Annotated in this window: 18 protein-coding genes; 15 read left to right on the forward strand and 3 right to left on the reverse strand. The window is 69.9% G+C overall.

Going from position 1 to position 17,646, the window contains the following annotated elements; genetic code table 11:
• Positions 1 to 86 precede the first annotated feature (86 nt).
• On the forward strand, positions 87 to 1,304 hold the full coding sequence (locus IPI43_17175; GenBank protein MBK7775838.1) for an FAD-binding oxidoreductase: 1,218 nt from the start codon (positions 87 to 89) through the stop codon (positions 1,302 to 1,304).
• A 1-nt stretch (position 1,305) separates the two neighbouring features.
• Entirely contained in the window at positions 1,306 to 1,764 is a 459-nt protein-coding gene (locus IPI43_17180; protein ID MBK7775839.1) for a hemerythrin domain-containing protein, read from the forward strand.
• Positions 1,765 to 1,832: 68 nt separating this feature from the next.
• Here IPI43_17180 and IPI43_17185 read toward each other — a convergent pair whose 3' ends face one another.
• Both IPI43_17185 and IPI43_17190 read right to left on the reverse strand, forming a co-directional pair.
• Positions 1,833 to 2,381: a hypothetical protein gene (locus IPI43_17185; GenBank protein ID MBK7775840.1), complete on the reverse strand. Its 549-nt coding sequence runs from the start codon at positions 2,379 to 2,381 to the stop codon at positions 1,833 to 1,835.
• A gap of 316 nt (positions 2,382 to 2,697) precedes the next feature.
• Positions 2,698 to 3,420, reverse strand: a complete 723-nt coding sequence (locus IPI43_17190; protein ID MBK7775841.1) for a hypothetical protein — start codon at positions 3,418 to 3,420, stop codon at positions 2,698 to 2,700.
• 150 nt (positions 3,421 to 3,570) lie between these two features.
• Here IPI43_17190 and IPI43_17195 point away from each other — a divergent pair, with 150 nt between their 5' ends.
• From IPI43_17195 to IPI43_17250, 12 genes are all read left to right on the forward strand, one after another.
• Entirely contained in the window at positions 3,571 to 3,969 is a 399-nt protein-coding gene (locus IPI43_17195; GenBank protein ID MBK7775842.1) for a hypothetical protein, read from the forward strand.
• A gap of 71 nt (positions 3,970 to 4,040) precedes the next feature.
• Positions 4,041 to 4,655 (forward strand): TetR family transcriptional regulator, encoded by a 615-nt coding sequence (locus IPI43_17200; protein MBK7775843.1) that lies wholly within the window; start codon positions 4,041 to 4,043, stop codon positions 4,653 to 4,655.
• Between the two features lie 71 nt (positions 4,656 to 4,726).
• Positions 4,727 to 5,977 (forward strand): TolC family protein, encoded by a 1,251-nt coding sequence (locus IPI43_17205; GenBank protein MBK7775844.1) that lies wholly within the window; start codon positions 4,727 to 4,729, stop codon positions 5,975 to 5,977.
• Entirely contained in the window at positions 5,974 to 7,146 is a 1,173-nt protein-coding gene (locus IPI43_17210) for an FtsX-like permease family protein (protein ID MBK7775845.1), read from the forward strand. Before IPI43_17205 ends, IPI43_17210 begins: the two co-directional genes overlap by 4 nt.
• Positions 7,143 to 7,850 carry an ABC transporter ATP-binding protein gene (locus IPI43_17215; protein MBK7775846.1) on the forward strand — a complete coding sequence of 236 codons (708 nt, stop codon included), beginning with the start codon at positions 7,143 to 7,145 and terminating at the stop codon, positions 7,848 to 7,850. Before IPI43_17210 ends, IPI43_17215 begins: the two co-directional genes overlap by 4 nt.
• Positions 7,847 to 8,935, forward strand: a complete 1,089-nt coding sequence (locus IPI43_17220) for an efflux RND transporter periplasmic adaptor subunit (protein ID MBK7775847.1) — start codon at positions 7,847 to 7,849, stop codon at positions 8,933 to 8,935. The genes IPI43_17215 and IPI43_17220 overlap by 4 nt, the downstream gene beginning before the upstream one ends.
• 89 nt (positions 8,936 to 9,024) lie before the next feature.
• Positions 9,025 to 10,416, forward strand: coding sequence for an aldehyde dehydrogenase family protein (locus IPI43_17225; GenBank protein MBK7775848.1), 1,392 nt, complete (start codon positions 9,025 to 9,027; stop codon positions 10,414 to 10,416).
• The gene (maf, locus tag IPI43_17230; protein MBK7775849.1) at positions 10,413 to 11,009 is read left to right on the forward strand and encodes a septum formation protein Maf; all 597 of its coding nucleotides are present in this window, start codon (positions 10,413 to 10,415) and stop codon (positions 11,007 to 11,009) included. Before IPI43_17225 ends, maf begins: the two co-directional genes overlap by 4 nt.
• An 88-nt stretch (positions 11,010 to 11,097) precedes the next feature.
• Entirely contained in the window at positions 11,098 to 11,529 is a 432-nt protein-coding gene (locus IPI43_17235; GenBank protein ID MBK7775850.1) for a M48 family metallopeptidase, read from the forward strand.
• The gene (locus IPI43_17240) at positions 11,526 to 13,208 is read left to right on the forward strand and encodes a DUF2071 domain-containing protein (protein MBK7775851.1); all 1,683 of its coding nucleotides are present in this window, start codon (positions 11,526 to 11,528) and stop codon (positions 13,206 to 13,208) included. The genes IPI43_17235 and IPI43_17240 overlap by 4 nt, the downstream gene beginning before the upstream one ends.
• Before the next feature lie 89 nt (positions 13,209 to 13,297).
• On the forward strand, positions 13,298 to 13,912 hold the full coding sequence (locus IPI43_17245) for a TetR/AcrR family transcriptional regulator (GenBank protein MBK7775852.1): 615 nt from the start codon (positions 13,298 to 13,300) through the stop codon (positions 13,910 to 13,912).
• Positions 13,909 to 15,300 (forward strand): amidase, encoded by a 1,392-nt coding sequence (locus IPI43_17250; GenBank protein MBK7775853.1) that lies wholly within the window; start codon positions 13,909 to 13,911, stop codon positions 15,298 to 15,300. The genes IPI43_17245 and IPI43_17250 overlap by 4 nt, the downstream gene beginning before the upstream one ends.
• Here IPI43_17250 and IPI43_17255 read toward each other — a convergent pair.
• Positions 15,291 to 16,232 (reverse strand): DNA adenine methylase, encoded by a 942-nt coding sequence (locus IPI43_17255; protein MBK7775854.1) that lies wholly within the window; start codon positions 16,230 to 16,232, stop codon positions 15,291 to 15,293. The two genes, IPI43_17250 and IPI43_17255, sit on opposite strands and share 10 nt — an antisense overlap.
• Positions 16,233 to 16,323: 91 nt before the next feature.
• Here IPI43_17255 and IPI43_17260 point away from each other — a divergent pair, with 91 nt between their 5' ends.
• On the forward strand, positions 16,324 to 17,625 hold the full coding sequence (locus IPI43_17260) for a pyridoxal phosphate-dependent aminotransferase (GenBank protein MBK7775855.1): 1,302 nt from the start codon (positions 16,324 to 16,326) through the stop codon (positions 17,623 to 17,625).
• The last annotated feature ends 21 nt before the right edge of the window (positions 17,626 to 17,646 follow it).

The raw sequence follows: 17,646 nt of genomic DNA on the forward strand, positions 1-17,646 counted from the left end.
AGCGCCGGCACTTCGGCGGGCAGCGGGTTGGCACGATGTGTGCGTCGCAACTCGGCCATGAACCGCCAACGGGACTGCATCAGCGCATGGACTTGAGCAGCGGCTCCCCGTTCTGGGTCGTGAAGAATGGGCTGCTCCATCCGTATTCACGTTTGCGGGAGGACGTCCGCTGCGATGTCCTGGTGGTGGGCGCGGGGATCACCGGCGCGCTGATCGCCGATCACTTGGCGCGCGCCGGGATGAGCGTGTGCGTCATCGAGAGCCGCGAAGCGGGTTGGGGCAGTACATCAGCCAGCACGGCACTGCTTCAGTATGAGATCGACACGGAGCTCCAAGACCTGGCGGAGCGCTACGGCGAAGACGACGCGGTGCTCGCCTACCGGTCGTGCGAGAAGGCCATTGGGAGCCTGCAGAAGCTCGCGAAGACGCTGCGAGGCGTGGACTTCCAGCCCATGCAGAGCCTCTACTTCGCGAGCCGCTGGTATCACAAGACGCGCGTCGAGAGCGAAGGCCGCCTGCGCCTCGCGAACGGGTTCGAGCTCGAGATCCTGGACCGCGCTGCGCTGCAGGACCGCTTCGGCATCAACGCCCCGGCGGGCCTGCTGACCCCGGTGGCGGCCGAGACCGACCCTTATCAGTTTGCCCACCGCCTGCTGGGTCGCGTGACGCGGCTGGGTGGGCGCGTGCACGCGCGCACGGCGCTGGCCAGCTTCCAGTCGGTGCGCGGCGGGGTGCGGGTGGAGACCGAGGATGGCGCGACCATTCGCTGCAAGCAGCTGGTCTTCGCGGCGGGCTACGAATCGCAAGCGTGGCTGGACCAACGGGTGGCCAGTAACCGCAGCAGCTACGCCTTCGTGAGCGAGCCCATGCCCGGCGAGCTGGGTGTGCTGAAGGACACGCTCGTCTGGGAGTCGTCACGCCCGTATCTCTACGTGCGTCGCACCGCGGACGAGCGCGTCCTCGTGGGCGGGGAGGACGACAAGCTCGACATCCCGCTGCGTCGCGATGCGCGCGTAGCGAAGAAGTCGGCCAAGCTGGCACGTCGTGTCCAGGAGCTGTTCCCCGAGCTGCCGCTGCGCGTGGCGTTCGCCTGGGCCGGGACGTTCGCCGAGACCGACGATGGCCTGCCGTTCTTCGGGACCCACGAAGAGCACGGACCTCGCGTGCACTTCGCCATGGCCTATGGCGGAAACGGCATCACCTACAGCCTGATCGGCGCCGAGCTGTTGCGGGACACGTTGCTCGGAAAGCAGCACCCGTGCGGCGCGTTGTTCAGCTTCGACCGCCTGAAGAGGAGCCCATGACATGCCCAACCCCACGATCTACGACCGCCTTCGAGAGAGCCACGAACGCCAGAGGGCCTTCTTCCGAAAGCTGCTGCGGTCCAAGCCCGGGGCAGACCGCCAGTCGCTCTTCACGGACCTTCGCGTGGAGCTGGCGGCGCACGCGGCAGCGGAGGAGCGCTTCCTCTACGCGGTGATCCTGATGCAGGATGCGGGTCTCAAGTCGTCGCGCCACGCGCTCTCCGAGCATCACGACATCGATGAGATAGTCGAAGACATGCAGACGCGCGACAAGGGAGGAAGTGAATGGATGGAGAAAGCGAGCGCGCTATCTCACAAGGTTCACCATCACCTCCGAGAGGAAGAGAAGAAGTTCTTTCAGGTCTCGGGGAAGCTCCTGTCGGAGACCGCGAAGGTGCGACTCGGGCGCCAATACGAGAAAGACTACCGGCGCATGCTCGGTGTGCTCACCCGCGGCTGAGTGGCGTGCACGCCAGCGAGAGGGGAAGCGTTTCGGCCGGGGAGTGAGCCCGGCCGAAACGCTCGCGCTCACTCCTTCTTGATCTGCTCGCCGCCGCGACCTTCGAGGAGGTCCTCCAAGGCGCTGGCCTCTTCGCTGGAGCGAACCTCCACGCCGAGGAGGATGCCACCCTCGCGCAGGCCGGCTTCATAGACCTTCGCACGGTGCTCCGGGATGCCCGCTCCCACGAGGGCGCCGACGAGAGTCCCCGCCGCGCCGCCTGCGCCCGCGCCGGCCAGCGCCGCCGCGATGGGGCCGGCCACGACCAGCCCCAAGCCGGGGACCACCAGCGAGGTGCCGATGGCCGCGATGGCCGCGATGGCCGCTCCGATGGCGCCGCCGATGACACCGCCCGCGCCGGCGCCTTCGCCGACCTTGCTGCCGGACTCGAGCCCGAACTCCTTCGTGCGGGTCGAGTCGGTCATCAGCAGGCTGATGTCCTTCTGGGTGTAGCCCTTCCCCATGAGGACATCGACGGCCGCGTTCGCAGCCAAGCGATTCCGGAAGATGGCGGTCACCAGCTGGGCCTTGCTCTTCTTGGACGCCTTGTCCCCCTTCGAGTCGACTTGGTCGTCCATGGGTGCACGCTTTCCGATGAGATCGCCCTCGCTGCGCGCACTTCTATCGTTGTTCTGGGAGGTGGTGGTTCGTTGAACGGTCATGCAATTTTCCTCGATGTGACTTCGAATTGGTGGTGCTACTCACCGGCATCCAAAGCACCTTCCGGGCCAAGACCCACATCGAGGTAAAGCACATCGATTTGTACACAATTGGATCATGGATACGTGACATCCATCGGTCAGCCTGACGTTCGCATCGTTCACTTTGACGCCGCGTCCGTGAGGGCGGAATCGTGAACGACCCTTTACGCGTCCGGTCAACGTGATGGCGTGATCAAGGCTGCGCGGGCGGGCTCGGCCGGTCGCGGACGCACATGCCGCCGCCGCAGTCCGACGTGCACACATACTGACCGGTCTCGGCGTTGCAGCCGCACGACGAGGGCACACAGGCCACACGGGTGTCGCAGCGCATGCCGCTGGGGCAGCCGCTGCTTCGGCAGCCTTCGGGGTTGCGGCCACAAGCGGCGGGCGTGGGGTCGGGGTGCGGCGCCGGTGTGTCGGCGAGGGGAGCGGGCGGTGCGCTGAGCGCGAGCCGGAACGAGAGACGCACGGGGTACCGCACCTCCGGAGGCCCTCGGCGCGGCTGTTCCACGTAGGCGCCAAGCTCGGTCGTGTCGACGGGCGTGGCCGGGAGGGGCGCGAGGTCCAGCTGTGCGCGCGCGAACGCGGCCCGCACGCAGGTTGCGAGCGCTGCGGGCAGGGTGCCGCCACGCGCGCGGGTGACCGCAACGCCGGTGAGTCTCCCACTGCGAGACAGGTTCGCGCGGACCTGCAGCTCGCCCGACACACCCGCCCGCCGTGCGAGGGCCGGCTGGTAGCACTCGGCGTCCAGCTGACCCACCACCTCGCGGATGCGGACGCGCAGCCATGGGCTGCTCACCGGCTGGCGGGCGGCGGTGGCGGTGATCTCGCCGAGATCCACGCGGGTGTCGGCCACCTGGGCGCGCGAACCCCCAGTGACAAGCACGATGAGGCAGAGCGTGAGCGCGCCCGCCATGAGCATGGGTACGCGGGGGCGTGGACGGTGGAGTCTCGGACTGCAGCGCATGAGGCGATCGGTATCACGGACGTGCCCACCCGCGCGATGGGGCTCGGCGAGGGGCGCACGGTGTATGCTCCGCCCATCTCCCCCGCTCGAGAGAACGCCATGAGCCTCGCCAGCACCTTCGACACGGCCACCCCACGCGACCCCGCAGACCTCACGGGTGCGTATGCCGTGCGCCTCGCGACTGCCTGCCTTCCGCCCATCCGGGTGCTGGGCCACACCAAGGTCTTCGAGCGCAGCACCGCCGGCACCATCATCGGGCACAACGAGTTCCTCGGTGGTCTGGTCAGGGCAGGCCGCTTCCGTGTTTCCCGGGGAGCCGCAGCCGATGGTGCCGACGTCACCCAGATCATCTACGACACCCCCAAGAACCCGCGCTTCATGCGGGGGCTCACCGACGAGGTGCGCGAGACCGCGCCGGGCCGCTTTCTGGGCCGCGGCATGCTGAAGCTCGCGGGCAGGCCGCGGAACGTCTTCTGGTTCACCGTCACGAAGGAGTGAACCGCCGCGCCGTTCCGAGTCGAGGGACTTGACGAGTCCACGCCCGTAACATAATGAGTGCGTACTCACTCATGGCACGCAAGACGACCATCACGGACGAACACCTGCTCGGCGCGGCCCGCGAGGTGTTCCTCGAGCGTGGCGTCAACGCCACCTCGGCCGAGGTCGCGCAGCGCGCTGGGGTCTCGGAGGGCACGCTCTTCAAGCGCTTCAAGACCAAGCACGAGATGTTCCACTGCGCGCTCGACATCGACGGTGAGGGCGAGGCGTGGGAGCGCTCCATGCCGGAGCGTGTGGGCATCGGTGATCCGCAGGAACAGCTCGCGCAGATCTTGAAGGACGGCATCGAGGTGCTCCGCATCATCGTGCCGCTCGTGCTCACGTCATCTGCGGATCCCTCTACCATTCCCGCGCATCTGCAGAACAAGGAGCACTCGGCGATGCGCACGCTGCGGGTCCTGACGCGCTACTTCGACGCGGAGATGCGGCTGGGGCGGATCCGTCGGCAAGACCCGGAGATCGCCGCGCGCATGGTCATGGCCGCGGCCTGGCACTACGCCCACTTCGAGCTGATGTTCGGGGCCATGGACATCATGCCCATGCCCGAAGCCACCTACATTCGAGGCGTGGTGGCCTCGCTTTGGCATGGGCTCGAGCCCGTGCGCGCTGGGGGTGAGAAGCCATGAACCGTGTGCATCGCGCGCTCCCTCTGGGGCCGTTCTCTCACGTGCAGAAATTGAGTGTGTACTCACTCATTGTGCTATCGGCCATCCTGGCTCCCTCGGCGGCCGGTGCGCAGGGCCTCGAGGTCTACCTCCAGGCAGGGCGAGACCACTCGGTGGACGCGCGCCTCGCCGCGCTGTTGGATGAGGAGTCGGCGGCGCGCCTGGCCCTTGCGCGTGCGCGCCTGCTGCCGTCCTTCACCGCCACGGGCTCGTACCGGCGCAACCAATACGAAGCGGTGGCCACCATCCCCGACGGCATGGGCGGCTTCCAGACGGGCACGTTCACGCCGTACAACCAGCTCGAGGCCACGCTGGTCATCGACGTGCCCCTGTTCGATCTCACGGCCATCCGCTCGCTCGCGGCCGCACGTCAGAACCTCACGGCCAGCGACGCGAGCCGAGAGCTGGCGCTGCTGGAGGTGGACCGCGCGGTGGCGCGGGCGTACTTCGACGCCTTGGCCACCCGCGAGCTGGCTGCCTCCGCGCGCCGCTCGGCCGAGGTCGCTGCGGCCAACCTCCAGATGATCGAGTCGCACCTGCGCGCGGGGCTCTCCAACGAGCTCGAGCTGGAGCGCGCGCGCGCCGCCGTGGCCCGCGCGAGCGAGCGCATCGCCGACGCCGACAGGCTGGTGGCCGAGGCCCGCAGACGCCTGCTGATCCTCACCGGAGTGGAGCCCACCGCGAGTGAGGCCCTCGAGCCGCCCGCGCTCGAGGGGGACGGAACGCTAGCAGAATACACGGCTGAGCTGGGCGAGCTGCCGACCGTGCGCGCGGCGGACGCAGGCGTGCAGGTAGCGAGGGCCGAGCTGTCCGCCGCGCGCAGCGGCTTTGCACCCCGCGTGAGCGCCAGCGCGTCCGAGCGCTTCACCAACGCCACGGGCTTCGGCTACAGCCCCGCGTGGGCCGTGGGTCTCACGGCCACGCTGCGCCTCGGCGCTGACACGGTGGCGAGCGCGCGTGTCGCCCGCGTGCAGGCATCACGCCGGGAGCTCGAGGCGGAGCGCGCGCGCATCGACGCCACCAGCACCATCGAGGCGGCGTTCGACAGCGTGGTCGCGCTGGTAGCCCGGGTAGACGCCACCCGTACCGAGGAGCTGGCCGCCGAGCGCGCGGCCATCATCGCGCGCGACCGGTTCAACGCGGGCCTCGCCACGCAGCTGGACGTGCTCGCCGCCGACCGCGACGCCTTCACGGCCGAGGTGGCGCGCATCCAAGCCGAAGCGGACTTGCACTACGCCCGCATCCACCTGCGCATGGCCTCGGGCCGCTGGGAGGCGCCATGAGCGACACGGTGCTCGAGATCGCCGCTGTTCCGCGCCTGGTGCGGCTGCGGGCCATGGGCCGGCTGGGCGTGCGCATGATGTTCCACGACCGCCTGAAGTTCATCGGCACCATCTCGGGCGTGGTGTTCGCGGTGCTCCTCGCCGTGCAGCAGCTCTCCATCCTGTTTGCGCTGCTCAACCGCAACACGCAGTTCGTGGACAACGCGGGCGCAGACATCTTCATCGTCCCGCCCAACACTCGGCTCCTGCAGCCCGGCGAGAAGCTGGACGAGAGCGTGCTCTACCAAGCACGCTCCACGCCGGGTGTGCTCGAGGCCCAGCCCCTCGTGTTCGCGGCGGGGACGCTGGCCAAGCCCGACGGAGGGTCGGAGTCGGTCACGCTGATTGGCTTCGAGAGCACCTCGCGGCTGGGGGCGCCCTGGAATATCGTCGGCGGCGACACGCGCAACCTCGAGCAGCCGGACACCATCTTCCTCGAGGACTCGCAGCGCGAGAAGTACGGCGCCGTCAACGTGGGCAGCACCCGCGAGCTGAACGGGCAACGCATCCGCGTCGGCGGCTTCACGTGGGGCCTGGTGCCGTTCGGCCCGCCGTATGCGTTCGCGGACATCGACCTGGCGCGCGAGGTCACCGACGTGGCGGTGGACCGCATGAACTTCGTGCTGGTGCGCGTGCAGCCCGGGATGCGCCCCGAGGACATCCGCGACGCCATCTCTCCGCGGGTCCCCGAGGCGCTCGTGCTGACGCGCGACGAGTACCACACGTCCATCGTCACCACGCTGCTCAAGGAGCAGCTCGGCATGTCGTTCGGCATCTCCACCAGCTTCGGGCTCATCATCGGGCTCGTCATCGTCTCGCTCTCCATGTTCTCGTCCGTGCTGGACAACCTGCGCGAGTTCGGCACGCTGAAGGCCATCGGCTGCACCAACGGGGACCTCAGCATTCTGCTGCTGGTCCAGTCCATGCTGTACGCGTTGATCGGCTCCGTGGTGGGGCTCGGCTGGGTCACCAACGTGGTGGAGGGCATCCGCAATCCCCTGCTGGTGCCCATCATCCCCCACTACGTGATCTACGCCGCGCCCCTGGTCATGGTGGTGCTGTGTCTCTTCGCGTCCACGCTCGCGCTCATGCGCATTCGACGCCTCGAGCCGGGGATGGTGTTCCGATGACATCGGCCGGCACCAACCTCGCCATCGACGCGCGCAACGTCACCAAGGTCTTCGGGGAGGGCGCGCTCGCCTTCACGGCCCTCCACGGAGTGGACTTCCAGGTGCAGAAGGGCGAGCTGGTCATGCTCGCCGGCCCCTCGGGTAGCGGGAAGACCACGCTGCTCTCCATCCTGGGCTGCGTGCTCTCGGCCACCGAGGGCGACGTCACCATCGACGGGCTGCGCATCACGGGGCTACGGGACACGACGCTCGCGTCCATCCGCCGCGCTCGCATCGGCTTCATTTTCCAGGGGCACAACCTGATCGCGTCGCTGCCGGCGCGCGACAACGTGGCCTTGGTGCTGGAGCTGCGCGGCGTGAAGCGTCCGAGCGCGCTCGCCGCGGCGGACGAGATGCTCGCGCGCGTGGGGCTGGGCGACAAGCGGAAGAGCCCGCCCGCCGACTTGTCCGGTGGCCAGCGCCAGCGCGTCGCCATCGCGCGCGCCCTGGCGGGTGACCCTCCGCTGGTGCTGGCCGATGAGCCCACCGCCGCCCTCGACGCGCACAGCGGGCTGGTGGTCACCGAGCTGCTGCGCGAGGTGGCCAAGGAGCGCGGCGGCACCGTGGTGGTGGTCACGCACGACAACCGCATCTTTCACCTGGCGGATCGCATCGTCCACATCGAGGACGGCCTGATGCAGACCGAAGACGGAGCCCACGCATGACACGCATCAAGAAGTACCTGCTGCCGGTCGTCGGCGTGTTCCTGCTCGCGATGTTCGCCCTCAACATCGTCCGCTACCTGACTTCGCCCTCGCCGGAGCGGGTGCGCGCAGAGGATCGCGAGGTCGGTGCGCGGGTGGTGCCCGGGACCGACGACGCCGACCCGCTGCCTTCGGGCCAGTGGGTGGGTGGCAACGGCATCGTCGAGCCACGCGACCGCGAGACCCAGGTGGCCGCTGCCGTGCCGGGCCGCATCGCGCGCATCGCCGTGCGCGAGGGCGAGCGCGTGGAGGTGGGCGCCGTGCTGGTGGAGCTCGAGAGCGCCGTGGAGCAGGCCGCCGTGTCCGTGGCGGACGCCGAAGTGGCCGGGGCCGAGGCCGAGCTCTCCCGGCTCACCCGTGGCAGCCGCTCGGAGGACGTGGACGCCGCCAACGCCGAAGCCGAAGTGGCCAGCGTGCGGGCCACCCTGGCCGCCAGTTCGCTGACGCGCACGCGCGCGGCGAGCACGTCGGGTGGGCTCTCGGCAGACGAAATCGAGCGCGCCGAGCGGCAGGCCCAGGCCGACACCGCGTCCGCTGCGCTCGCCGATGCACGCCGCCGAGCGGTGGTGCGAGGACCGCGGCGCGAGGAGATCGCGGCGGCGCGCGCGCGCCTGGTGGCCTCTCGTGCACGTCGCGACGAGGCGGCCGCGCGCTACGAGCGCCTCATCGTGCGAGCGCCCATCGCGGGCGAGGTGCTCCAGGTGAAGTACCGCGTGGGCGAGTACGTGGCCCCCGGTCAGACCGACCCGCTCATCGTGCTCGGCGACACCAGCGAGCTGCACGTGCGCATGGACGTGGACGAGCGCGACTTTGCGCACGTGAGCGTGGGGTCGAACGTGGTGGTGCGCGCCATCGCGTTCCCCGGGCGTGACTTTTCCGGCCGGGTCATCGAAGTGGCCCGCCGCATGGGCCGCAAGAACGTGCGCAGCGACGACCCCGTGGAGCGCAACGACACCAAGGTGCTGGAGGTGGTCATCACGCTCGAGCAGTCCACGGACCTCGTGGTGGGCCAGCGGGTCATGAGCTACATCCGCCGCGGGGAGTGATGGCCAGGAAACGATTCGCTCTCAGCGACGGGCTGGAGCACGCGTTCACCCGCCTTGACCGCCAGCCCCGCGTGTGACCCGATCCGTCCATGACGAGCAGCGCGCACTTCTCCGTGGTCTCCCCCGCCGACGACTCCGTGATCTACGAGGGAGCGTTCGCGAACGCGGCCGAGCTCGACGCCCTGCTGGCGCGCGCCACCACGGCGCAGCGTGCCTGGGGCCACACGCCTCTCGCCGAGCGCATCCACGGGGTGCTGCGCTTCCTCGACATGGTGGAGGGTGTTCGCGACGAGGCGGCCGAGGAGCTCACCGCGCAGATGGGTCGGCCGCGCGCGCAGGCGCCCGGTGAGCTGAGCGGCTTCCTGGACCGTGGGCGGACCATGGCGCGGCTCGCGGAGGAGGCCTTGAGCGACTACCTCCCGCCGCCCAAGGCAGGCTTCACGCGCGCCATTCAGCGCGTGCCGGTGGGCGTGGTGCTGGTGCTGGCGCCGTGGAACTACCCCTGGCTCACCGCGGTGAACGCGGTGGTGCCGGCGCTGCTGGCAGGGAACGCGGTGCTGCTGAAGCACGCCGAGCAGACCCCGCTGGTGGCCGAGCGCATGAGCGAGTGCGCGCTGCAGGCGGGGTTGCCTGCGGGTCTCTTGCAGCACGTGCACATGACGCACGCGCTCACGGCCGATGCGGTGCGGGACGCGCGCGTGGGCGCCGTGGCCTTCACCGGCTCGGTGGAAGGGGGCCGGGCCATTTCGCACGCCGCGGCAGGGCGCTTCATCTCGGTGGGCTACGAGCTGGGCGGCAAAGACGCGGCCTACGTGTGCGAGGACACCGACGTGGCCAAGGCCGCCGCCAACGTCATCGACGGCGCCATGTACAACGCGGGGCAGTCTTGCTGCGCGGTGGAGCGCGTCTACGTGCACGAGCGCGTGCTGCCCGCGTTCCTCGAGGCCGCCGTGGCCGAGGCGCGTGCCCTGCACCTGGGTGACCCGCGCGAGGCCGGCACCAACCTCGGGCCCCTGGTGCGGGCCCGCAACGCCGCCGTGGTGCGCGCGCAGCTGGAGCAGGCCCTCTCGATGGGCGCGCGTGCGCTGGTGGGCGGCAGCGCGGGTGACCGCCCGCCGCAGTACGTGGCCCCCGAGGTGTTGGTGAACGTCTCGCACAAGATGGACCTCATGACCGCCGAGACCTTTGGCCCCGTGGTGGGCGTCATGCCGGTGGCCTCGGACGAAGAGGCCGTGGCGCTCATCAACGACAGCGCTTTCGGCCTGACCGCCTCGCTCTGGACGCCCGACCTCGAGCGCGCGCAGCGCCTGGCCGCGCAGCTGGAGGTGGGCACCGTGTTCATGAACCGCTGCGACTACCTGGACCCCGAGCTGGCCTGGGTGGGCGTGCGCGACTCGGGGCGCGGCTGCACTCTCTCGCGCTTCGGCTTCGATGGCTTCACGCGGCTCAAGAGCCTTCACTTGCGGCACGCCATCCCGTGAGCGGCGCTTCCACACCGCGCCTCGTGGTGGCCACCACCTCGCGCTATCGGCTGGAGCTGCTGGAGCGGCTGGGGGCGCCCTACCGGGCAGTGGCTCACCGCTGCGACGAGGAAGCTTTCAAGCATGCGGCTGTCCCGCCCGCGGAGCTGGCCGCCACGCTGTCGCGCGCCAAGGCCGAGAGCGTGGCCGCCGACCACCCGGGCGCCTTCGTGCTGGGGTCCGACCAGGTGTGCGTGCTGGGTGATCAGATCCTCAGCAAGCCCGGCACGCCCGAGCGCGCCGAGGCGCAGCTGCAGCAGCTGGCGGGCAAGACACACCAGCTCATCACGGCGCTGGCCCTGCGGCACCCGGATGGCAGGTTCAGCGAGGGCCTCTCGGTGCACCACATGAGCATGCGCGCGCTCTCGCCGGCCGCCATCGCCCGCTACGTGGCGGCCGACGCGCCGCTCGACTGCGCGGGCAGCTACAAGATCGAGGGGCGCGGCATCGCGCTCTTCACGTCCATCGCGGGCGATGACTTCACGGGCATCGTGGGCCTGCCGCTCATCGCGCTGACCGACCTGCTCACCAGCGCCGGCTTCGAGGTGCTCTGACGTGGTCGACTACCTGGCCGGATACTCCGAGGAGCTGCGCGACAAGGCCCTGCGCCTGCGCCGCGAGGGCGTGCTCGAGGCGCGCCTGATGGAGCGCTACGCCGCGGGCCACGCCATCACCACCAACGCCGCGCTCTACGAGTTCGCCCAGGAGCTGAAGCGCGAGCACCTGCGCAGCTCGCCGCCGCTGAGCAAGGTCCGCTACAACGACAAGATCAGCACGCTCCACCGGGCCTTCGGGCTGCACACCTATGCGGTCCGCGTGCAGGGCGGAAACCTCAAGAGCCAGAACGAGATCAGCATCGCCAGCCTGTTCAAGGAGCTGCCCCTCGAGTTCCTGCGCATGGTGGTGGTGCACGAGCTGGCGCACCTGCGCCACAAGGACCACGACAAGGCCTTCTACCGGCTGTGCGAGCACATGGAGCCCGAGTACATGCGCTACGAGCTGGACCTGCGCCTGCTGCTGTTCGCGCGCCAGGAGCGTGAGCGAGAGGCTCGGCCGGAGCCCAACGCGCCATGACCCCGGCGCCCACGCCGCCCACGCCACAGCAGGTGCAGCGCTATGCCCAGCTCATGGGCAGCGTGATGCTCTTCGTGGTCACGCACGTGCTGGCGCTGGTCACCATGCTGCTGTTCCTGCAGCCGGGCCTCGACTCCTCGCTCGACCTGCTGGCGCGCGCGGCCCACGTGCGGGAGCACAGCACGGCGTGGGTCATCGGTTGGCTGCCCTGGCAGCTGTCGGCGCTGTCGGACCTGCTCGTGTCCATCACGCTGCTGCGCTACGTGCGCGTGCTCCCGGGGCGCCCAGGGCACGGAGCCGCCTGGGCCGCGCTCGGGTTCAACGTGCTGGCGGTGGTGCCCGAGCAGTACGCCGAGCTCCAGCTGGTGACCACGCTGGTGGCGCGCGTGCAGACGCTCGAGGGAGATGCGCTCCGGGCGTACATGGGCGAGGCCTCGCGGCTCTTCATGATCCTCACGGGCACGGTCGCGAACACGTTCTACACGTTCATGCTGCTGGGCTGGATGCTCACGCTCGGGGGGCTGCGCGGTGCGCTCGGGCTCCCGATGCGCATCCTCTTCGTGGAGCGCGTCTTGCTGGGGCTCTTCCTGCTGGCGGGCTTGCTCACGTACCTGGCGTTCGACAGCCCCCCGGCACACGCCGCGCGCTACTTCGCGCTGAGCACGGCCGTGAACGGGCTCGCGTTCCCGGGGCTGATCCTCTTCAGCCTGTTCTGGGCCGCCACCCTTGGAGACGCGCACCACCTGCGCTTCGCCCACCCGGCCGAGGCCACCTGGGCGCTGCGCTGGCCTGGCGGGTCAGCAGGGAAGGGCAGCGCGCTGTTCGCTGGCCTCGCGCAGCGTCTGGGCTCACCCGGCTTTCGTGACGTGCTGCGGGTGCTCACGCGCCGCTGGCCGTACCCCACGCTGCGCAGCCAGGTGCACGACGTGGTGTACCTCAACTGGATGGTGCCCGCTGAGCGCGTGCGCTCCCTGCTGCCCGAGGGGCTCGTTCTAGACGAGCTCGACGGGCGCACTCCGCTCAGCATCCTGACCTATCGCCATGGTCACTTCGGGCCGGCCTTCGCAGGGCCGCTGCGGCGCTTCATGCTCAGCCCACTGCAGAGCAATTGGCGCGTGTACTTGTCGCCCGAGCCGCCCACTCGACCTGGTCAGCCCGCGCTGCCGCAGGACGCCATCGCGTTCATCAGCACGTGCATGGACTCCACGCTCTACACCCTGGGCAGCCGGCTGGGCAGCGACGGATTGCCCTCGCATCGCTTGGGAGCGGGCTCGCAGCACACCCGCGCGCGCGTGGGCGACACCGACCAAGTGGAGACCCTGCTGGTGAACGAAGGGGGCTCCGCGCCCGACCTGCGCTGCCGCGTGAGCCTCGGCACCCAGGCGCCCGACAGCATGCCGGCCGAGTTCGCCGGGCTTGGCACCCCCGAGCAGGCGCTGGCCTACCTCGTGGAGCAGAACCGCGCTGTTCGTGCGCACCGCGCGTTGGGGCTCATCAGCGAGTCGCACATCGACATCCCCATCCCGCTCAGCAGCGTGCGCGCCGCCACCGTGTTGGAGTTGGAGAGCGCGTGGCTCGCGCCGCTCATCGAAGGCTGCACCGCGTGGGCCTTCTTCGTGCCCAGCGTGCCCTTCGCCAGCCTGGGCGAGACGCTGAGGCGGCTGCCCGCCGAGACGTAGGCGGGCACCACTGGGTTCCCAAAGGAGGCGCTCGCGTTGTGCAGCCTTGCGCGGATCAAAAATGAATTGTACGTTCGCGATTGAGTTCCATGCAGACACTCAAGCCCGAAGTTCGCGAGCGCGTGCTCCTGGCCGGCGAGGCCGTCTTCGCCGAGGCCGGCTACGCGGGCGCCACCATGGCGGGCATCGCCTCGCGAGCCGGCGTCTCCACGGGCAACGTGTACCGCTACTTCGCCAGCAAGGACGCGCTGTTCGACGAGCTGTTCCCCCCGGCTTTCGCGGCCCAGTTCCTCGCGCTGCTCCGCAAGCGCGTCCGATCGCTGACGGAGGCGCCCCAGTTGCGCGCGCTCGACCCACGCGCCGAGGCCGATGGCCAGGAGCTGCTGCGCTTCTGGCTGGACCACCGCCGCAAAGTCGTGGTTGTGCTGTCGCACGCGGAGGGCTCGCGGCTCGCCTCCTTCCGGCAGCAGTTCGTCACGCTCCTGGTGGACGCCACCGCCGCGGACCTGCGGAAGGCGTCTGGCCGCCCCCTCACCAAGACACAGCGCCTCGTGCTCACCACCCTGTTCGAGAACACGGCACGCATGCTGGTCGCCATCCTCGGCAGCGACGCGAGCGAGGCGGACGTGGTCGCCGCGTTTGCGGGGTTCTGGAGCTATCAACTCGCCGGCCTCGCCGGTTTCAAGGAATGGGTGCTCGCATGAAGGACGAACTCTCGGACATGGACGCCACAGGGCAGGCGCAGCTCATCGCGGACGGTGCCCTCACGCCGCTCGAGTTGGTGGACGCCACCATCAAGCGCATCGAGCGGTTGGACGCCACGGTGCACGCGCTCGATAGCCGGGACTTCGACGCTGCGCGCGAGCGTGCGCGCACCCAGCGCGCCGAGGGCTCGTTCGGTGGCGTGCCGCTGCTGGTGAAGGACCTGCTCAGCGTTCCGGGTCAGCCGTGCCGGATGGGCTCGCGTTTGTTCGCAGGCAACGTGGCGCAGGAAGGTTCCCCCTTCACCGCCCGGCTCGCAGCCGCTGGCTTCAACGTGCTCGGCAAGACCACCACGTCGGAGCTGGGGCTGCTGGGCAGCACCGAGGCGCTGCTGTCGGGTACCACGCGCAACCCGTGGGATCTCACGCGCTCCGCCACGGGGTCTTCCGGTGGTTCGGCGGCCGCCGTGGCCAGCGGCATGGTCCCGCTCGCGCACGCCAGCGATGGCGGCGGCTCCATCCGCATCCCCGCAGCGGCGTGTGGTCTCTTCGGCCTCAAGCCCAGCCGAGGGCGCTGCGTGCCGGCCGGGCCCGACATGCACGGCCTGCTCATCGACTTTGCCGTGAGCCGCAGCGTGCGCGACAGCGCGCGCCTCCTGGCGGTGCTCGAGCAGCAGGACGGGCCGCTGCCGCCGGTGGGCGTGGTGCAAGGGCCCCACGCGCGGCGCCTCCGCATCGGCGTCTACCACGACACGCTCATGGGCGAGAGCCCTGTGCCCGCCGTGCACGACGCGTTGCGCAAGACCGTGGAGCTGTGCCGCGCGCTGGGCCACCACGTGGTGGACATGGCGTCGCCGCCGGTTTCAGGGGCCGAGCTCTCGGACACCTTCTTCGTGCTGGCCGGCTTCACCGTCGACCAGCTTGCGGCCATGATGCGACCCCTCTTGGGCCGCGACGTGGGCGAGGGCGAGCTCGAGCCATTCACTCTCGAGCTGCTGGCGTGGTTCCGCGCGCTCCCCGCCGGGCGCGTGCCGGATGCGCTCGCTGTGCTGGCCAAGGCCGAGGTCGCCATGCGCCAGCATCTCAGCGCGTTCGATGCGGTGCTCTGCCCCACGCTTCCCATCGAGGTGCCTTCCCTCGGGTACCTGTCGCCCCAGCTCCCGCGCGAAGTCGTGCTGCGGCGCACCGAGTCACTGGCCGGCTACACGTGCATCCACAACATGGCTGGCGTCCCCGCCATGACGGTGCCCCTCTTCCGCGACCCTACCGGTCTGCCCATCGGCAGCCACTTCGCCGCGCCGTTCGGTCACGAGGCCACGCTGCTGGCGCTGGCGTTCGAGCTCGAGGCGGCGGCCCCCTGGATCGACAGCTACCCGCTGCCTCAGGCGTAGTTGCGCACCACCACCTCGCTGATCTTCCCGCGGCCCGCGCCGTTCGAGTTGATGGCGCGCGCGGCCTCGATGGTGCTGATGTGGAAGTCTCGGTACAGCTCGCGGATGAACGGCACGTCGCTGTTGCTGAGCATGAGCTTCGCGCCGCGTCGGTGGAGCTCACGGAACACGTCCCGCAGGCGCGTCTGGTCCTCCTGCGAGAAGCCGTCCCGCGCGTAGCCGGTGAAGCTCGCGGTCGTGGAGACGGGCTCGTACGGCGGGTCGAAGTACACGAAGTCCCCGGGCCGCGCGGTGCCTAGCAGCTCCTCGAAGCCGGCCACGCGGATGTCGGCGCCCGCGAGGGCACGGCTCGCTGCGCGCAGGCCCGCGTGGTCCAGGATGGTGGGGTTCTTGTAGCGCCCGGCCGGCACGTTGAACTGCCCGCGCTGGTTCACGCGGTGCAGCCCGTTGAAGCAGGTCTTGTTCAGGTAGATGAACATCGCGGCACGCAGCGGCTTCGCGCGCCCCTCACCCGCGTTGTACCGCTCGCGCACCGCGTAGTAGGTGTCGGGCTCGTTGCCGGCCGCCGCCAAGGGCGCGAGCGCGGTGATCACGCCCTGCACGTCGTCGCGGATGGACTGGTACACGTGCACCAGGTCGGGGTTGATGTCCGACAGCACGGCGCGCTCGGGCTGCCGTGCGAAGAACATGGCGCCGCCGCCCACGAACGGCTCCACGTGCCGCATGCGCTCCACACCCGGCGGCATCAGCGGCTCCAGCTGCCCCATGAGCCGGCCTTTGCCGCCCACCCACTTGATGAACGGCGAGGGCTTGGGCGCATCGCGCAGCGGCGCGTCCTGCAGCGGGGCGTCGCGCAGCGGGCGTGTGGACACCACGCTCCCCACGGGGACCTTCTTCAGTGGGATGCGCGCGAGAGCTGCTGGGGTAGCCATGTGTGCGACGCTATCCGACATGTGGGCACGGTCCCAAAAAACGGCGAATGACCGCCCCGCGAGGCTTCGCTGGTAGAGTCCCGGCCCCACCATGACGCTCCGCCACGACGCCCCCGAGACCGAGCCCGAACCCGACCGCACCGACGCGCTGGACCTGATGGGAGCGTTCCGCAACGTGCCCCGCACGGGCGTCATCTACGTGACCGTGGAGGCCCAGAAGCGGGGCTTCCAGCTGGGCGCCGAGGGCTGGTGCAACCTGGGCCAGGGGCAGCCCGAGACGGGCCCGCTGCCGGGTGCTCCCGAGCGGCTGACGTCCATTCCCGTGGGCGCCGATGATCTCGACTACGCGCCCGTGCCCGGCATCTGGGAGCTGCGCGAGGCCGTGGCCAACCTGTACAACGAGCTCTTTCGCAAGGGGAAGCCCTCGCAGTACGGGCCCGAGAACGTGGCCATCTGCGGCGGCGGGCGCGTATCCATCATGCGCGCGTGCGCGGCCATCGCACCGGTGCACCTGGGGCACTTCCTGCCGGACTACACGGCCTACGAAGAGCTGCTGGACGTGTTCCGTCGCTTCCAGCCCATCCCCATCTTGCTGGACCCGGAGTCGCTCTACGAGTTCAGCGCCGCCGACCTGCGCCGCGAGATCCTGGGGCGGGGCCTGGGCGCCATCCTGATGAGCAACGCCTGCAACCCCACCGGAAAGCTGGTGCACGGCGACGCGCTGCGGGCCTGGGTGGACACGGCGCGCGAGCTGGACTGCGCGCTACTCATGGACGAGTTCTACTCCCACTACGTGTGGGTGGGCGACCAGCCCATCGTGAGCGCCGCCGAGTACGTGACCGACGTGAACCGCGACCCCATCGTGGTGTTCGACGGGCTCACCAAGAACTGGCGCTACCCCGGCTTCCGCACCACGTGGGTGCTGGGCCCCAAGACCTTCATCGAGTCCGTGGCCAGCGCCGGCTCTTTCTTGGATGGCGGCGCCGTGGCGCCCATGCAGCGCGCGGCCATCTCGCTGGTGCAGGTGGAGCCCACGCTCGCGGAGACCAAGGCCATCCGCGACACCTTCCTCCCGAAGCGCGACCGGCTCATCAGCGGCCTGCGCGCGCTGGGCATCAAGTTCGCGGTGGAGCCCGAAGGCACGTTCTACGCGTGGGGCGACCTCAGCGACCTGCCCGAGTCCATCCGCCACGGCGAAGACTTCTTCAAGGCCGCGCTCGAGTACCAGGTGATCTGCGTGCCCGGGCACTTCTTCGACATCAACCCGGGCAAGCGCCGCATGAGCCGCCCCAGCCGCTTTCGCCACCACGTGCGCTTCTCGTTCGGGCCCGACATGGAGGTCATCGAGAGCGCGCTCGATCGCCTGGGCCAGATGATTCGCAGCCACCGCTGAGGTCGCCACGAATGGAGCACA

It is taken from the genome of Sandaracinaceae bacterium (assembly GCA_016706685.1).
In the GTDB taxonomy this organism is placed as follows: domain Bacteria; phylum Myxococcota_A; class Polyangia; order Polyangiales; family Houyiibacteriaceae; genus JADJJE01.

Coding starts and splice junctions, on each gene's coding strand:
- IPI43_17175 (MBK7775838.1), top strand. CDS start 87: ATGGACTTGAGCAGCGGCTCCCCGTTCTGGGTCGTGAAGAATGGGCTG.
- IPI43_17180 (MBK7775839.1), top strand. CDS start 1,306: ATGCCCAACCCCACGATCTACGACCGCCTTCGAGAGAGCCACGAACGC.
- IPI43_17185 (MBK7775840.1), bottom strand. CDS start 2,381: ATGGACGACCAAGTCGACTCGAAGGGGGACAAGGCGTCCAAGAAGAGC.
- IPI43_17190 (MBK7775841.1), bottom strand. CDS start 3,420: ATGGCGGGCGCGCTCACGCTCTGCCTCATCGTGCTTGTCACTGGGGGT.
- IPI43_17195 (MBK7775842.1), top strand. CDS start 3,571: ATGAGCCTCGCCAGCACCTTCGACACGGCCACCCCACGCGACCCCGCA.
- IPI43_17200 (MBK7775843.1), top strand. CDS start 4,041: ATGGCACGCAAGACGACCATCACGGACGAACACCTGCTCGGCGCGGCC.
- IPI43_17210 (MBK7775845.1), top strand. CDS start 5,974: ATGAGCGACACGGTGCTCGAGATCGCCGCTGTTCCGCGCCTGGTGCGG.
- IPI43_17215 (MBK7775846.1), top strand. CDS start 7,143: ATGACATCGGCCGGCACCAACCTCGCCATCGACGCGCGCAACGTCACC.
- IPI43_17220 (MBK7775847.1), top strand. CDS start 7,847: ATGACACGCATCAAGAAGTACCTGCTGCCGGTCGTCGGCGTGTTCCTG.
- IPI43_17225 (MBK7775848.1), top strand. CDS start 9,025: ATGACGAGCAGCGCGCACTTCTCCGTGGTCTCCCCCGCCGACGACTCC.
- IPI43_17235 (MBK7775850.1), top strand. CDS start 11,098: ATGGAGCGCTACGCCGCGGGCCACGCCATCACCACCAACGCCGCGCTC.
- IPI43_17240 (MBK7775851.1), top strand. CDS start 11,526: ATGACCCCGGCGCCCACGCCGCCCACGCCACAGCAGGTGCAGCGCTAT.
- IPI43_17245 (MBK7775852.1), top strand. CDS start 13,298: ATGCAGACACTCAAGCCCGAAGTTCGCGAGCGCGTGCTCCTGGCCGGC.
- IPI43_17250 (MBK7775853.1), top strand. CDS start 13,909: ATGAAGGACGAACTCTCGGACATGGACGCCACAGGGCAGGCGCAGCTC.
- IPI43_17255 (MBK7775854.1), bottom strand. CDS start 16,232: ATGGCTACCCCAGCAGCTCTCGCGCGCATCCCACTGAAGAAGGTCCCC.
- IPI43_17260 (MBK7775855.1), top strand. CDS start 16,324: ATGACGCTCCGCCACGACGCCCCCGAGACCGAGCCCGAACCCGACCGC.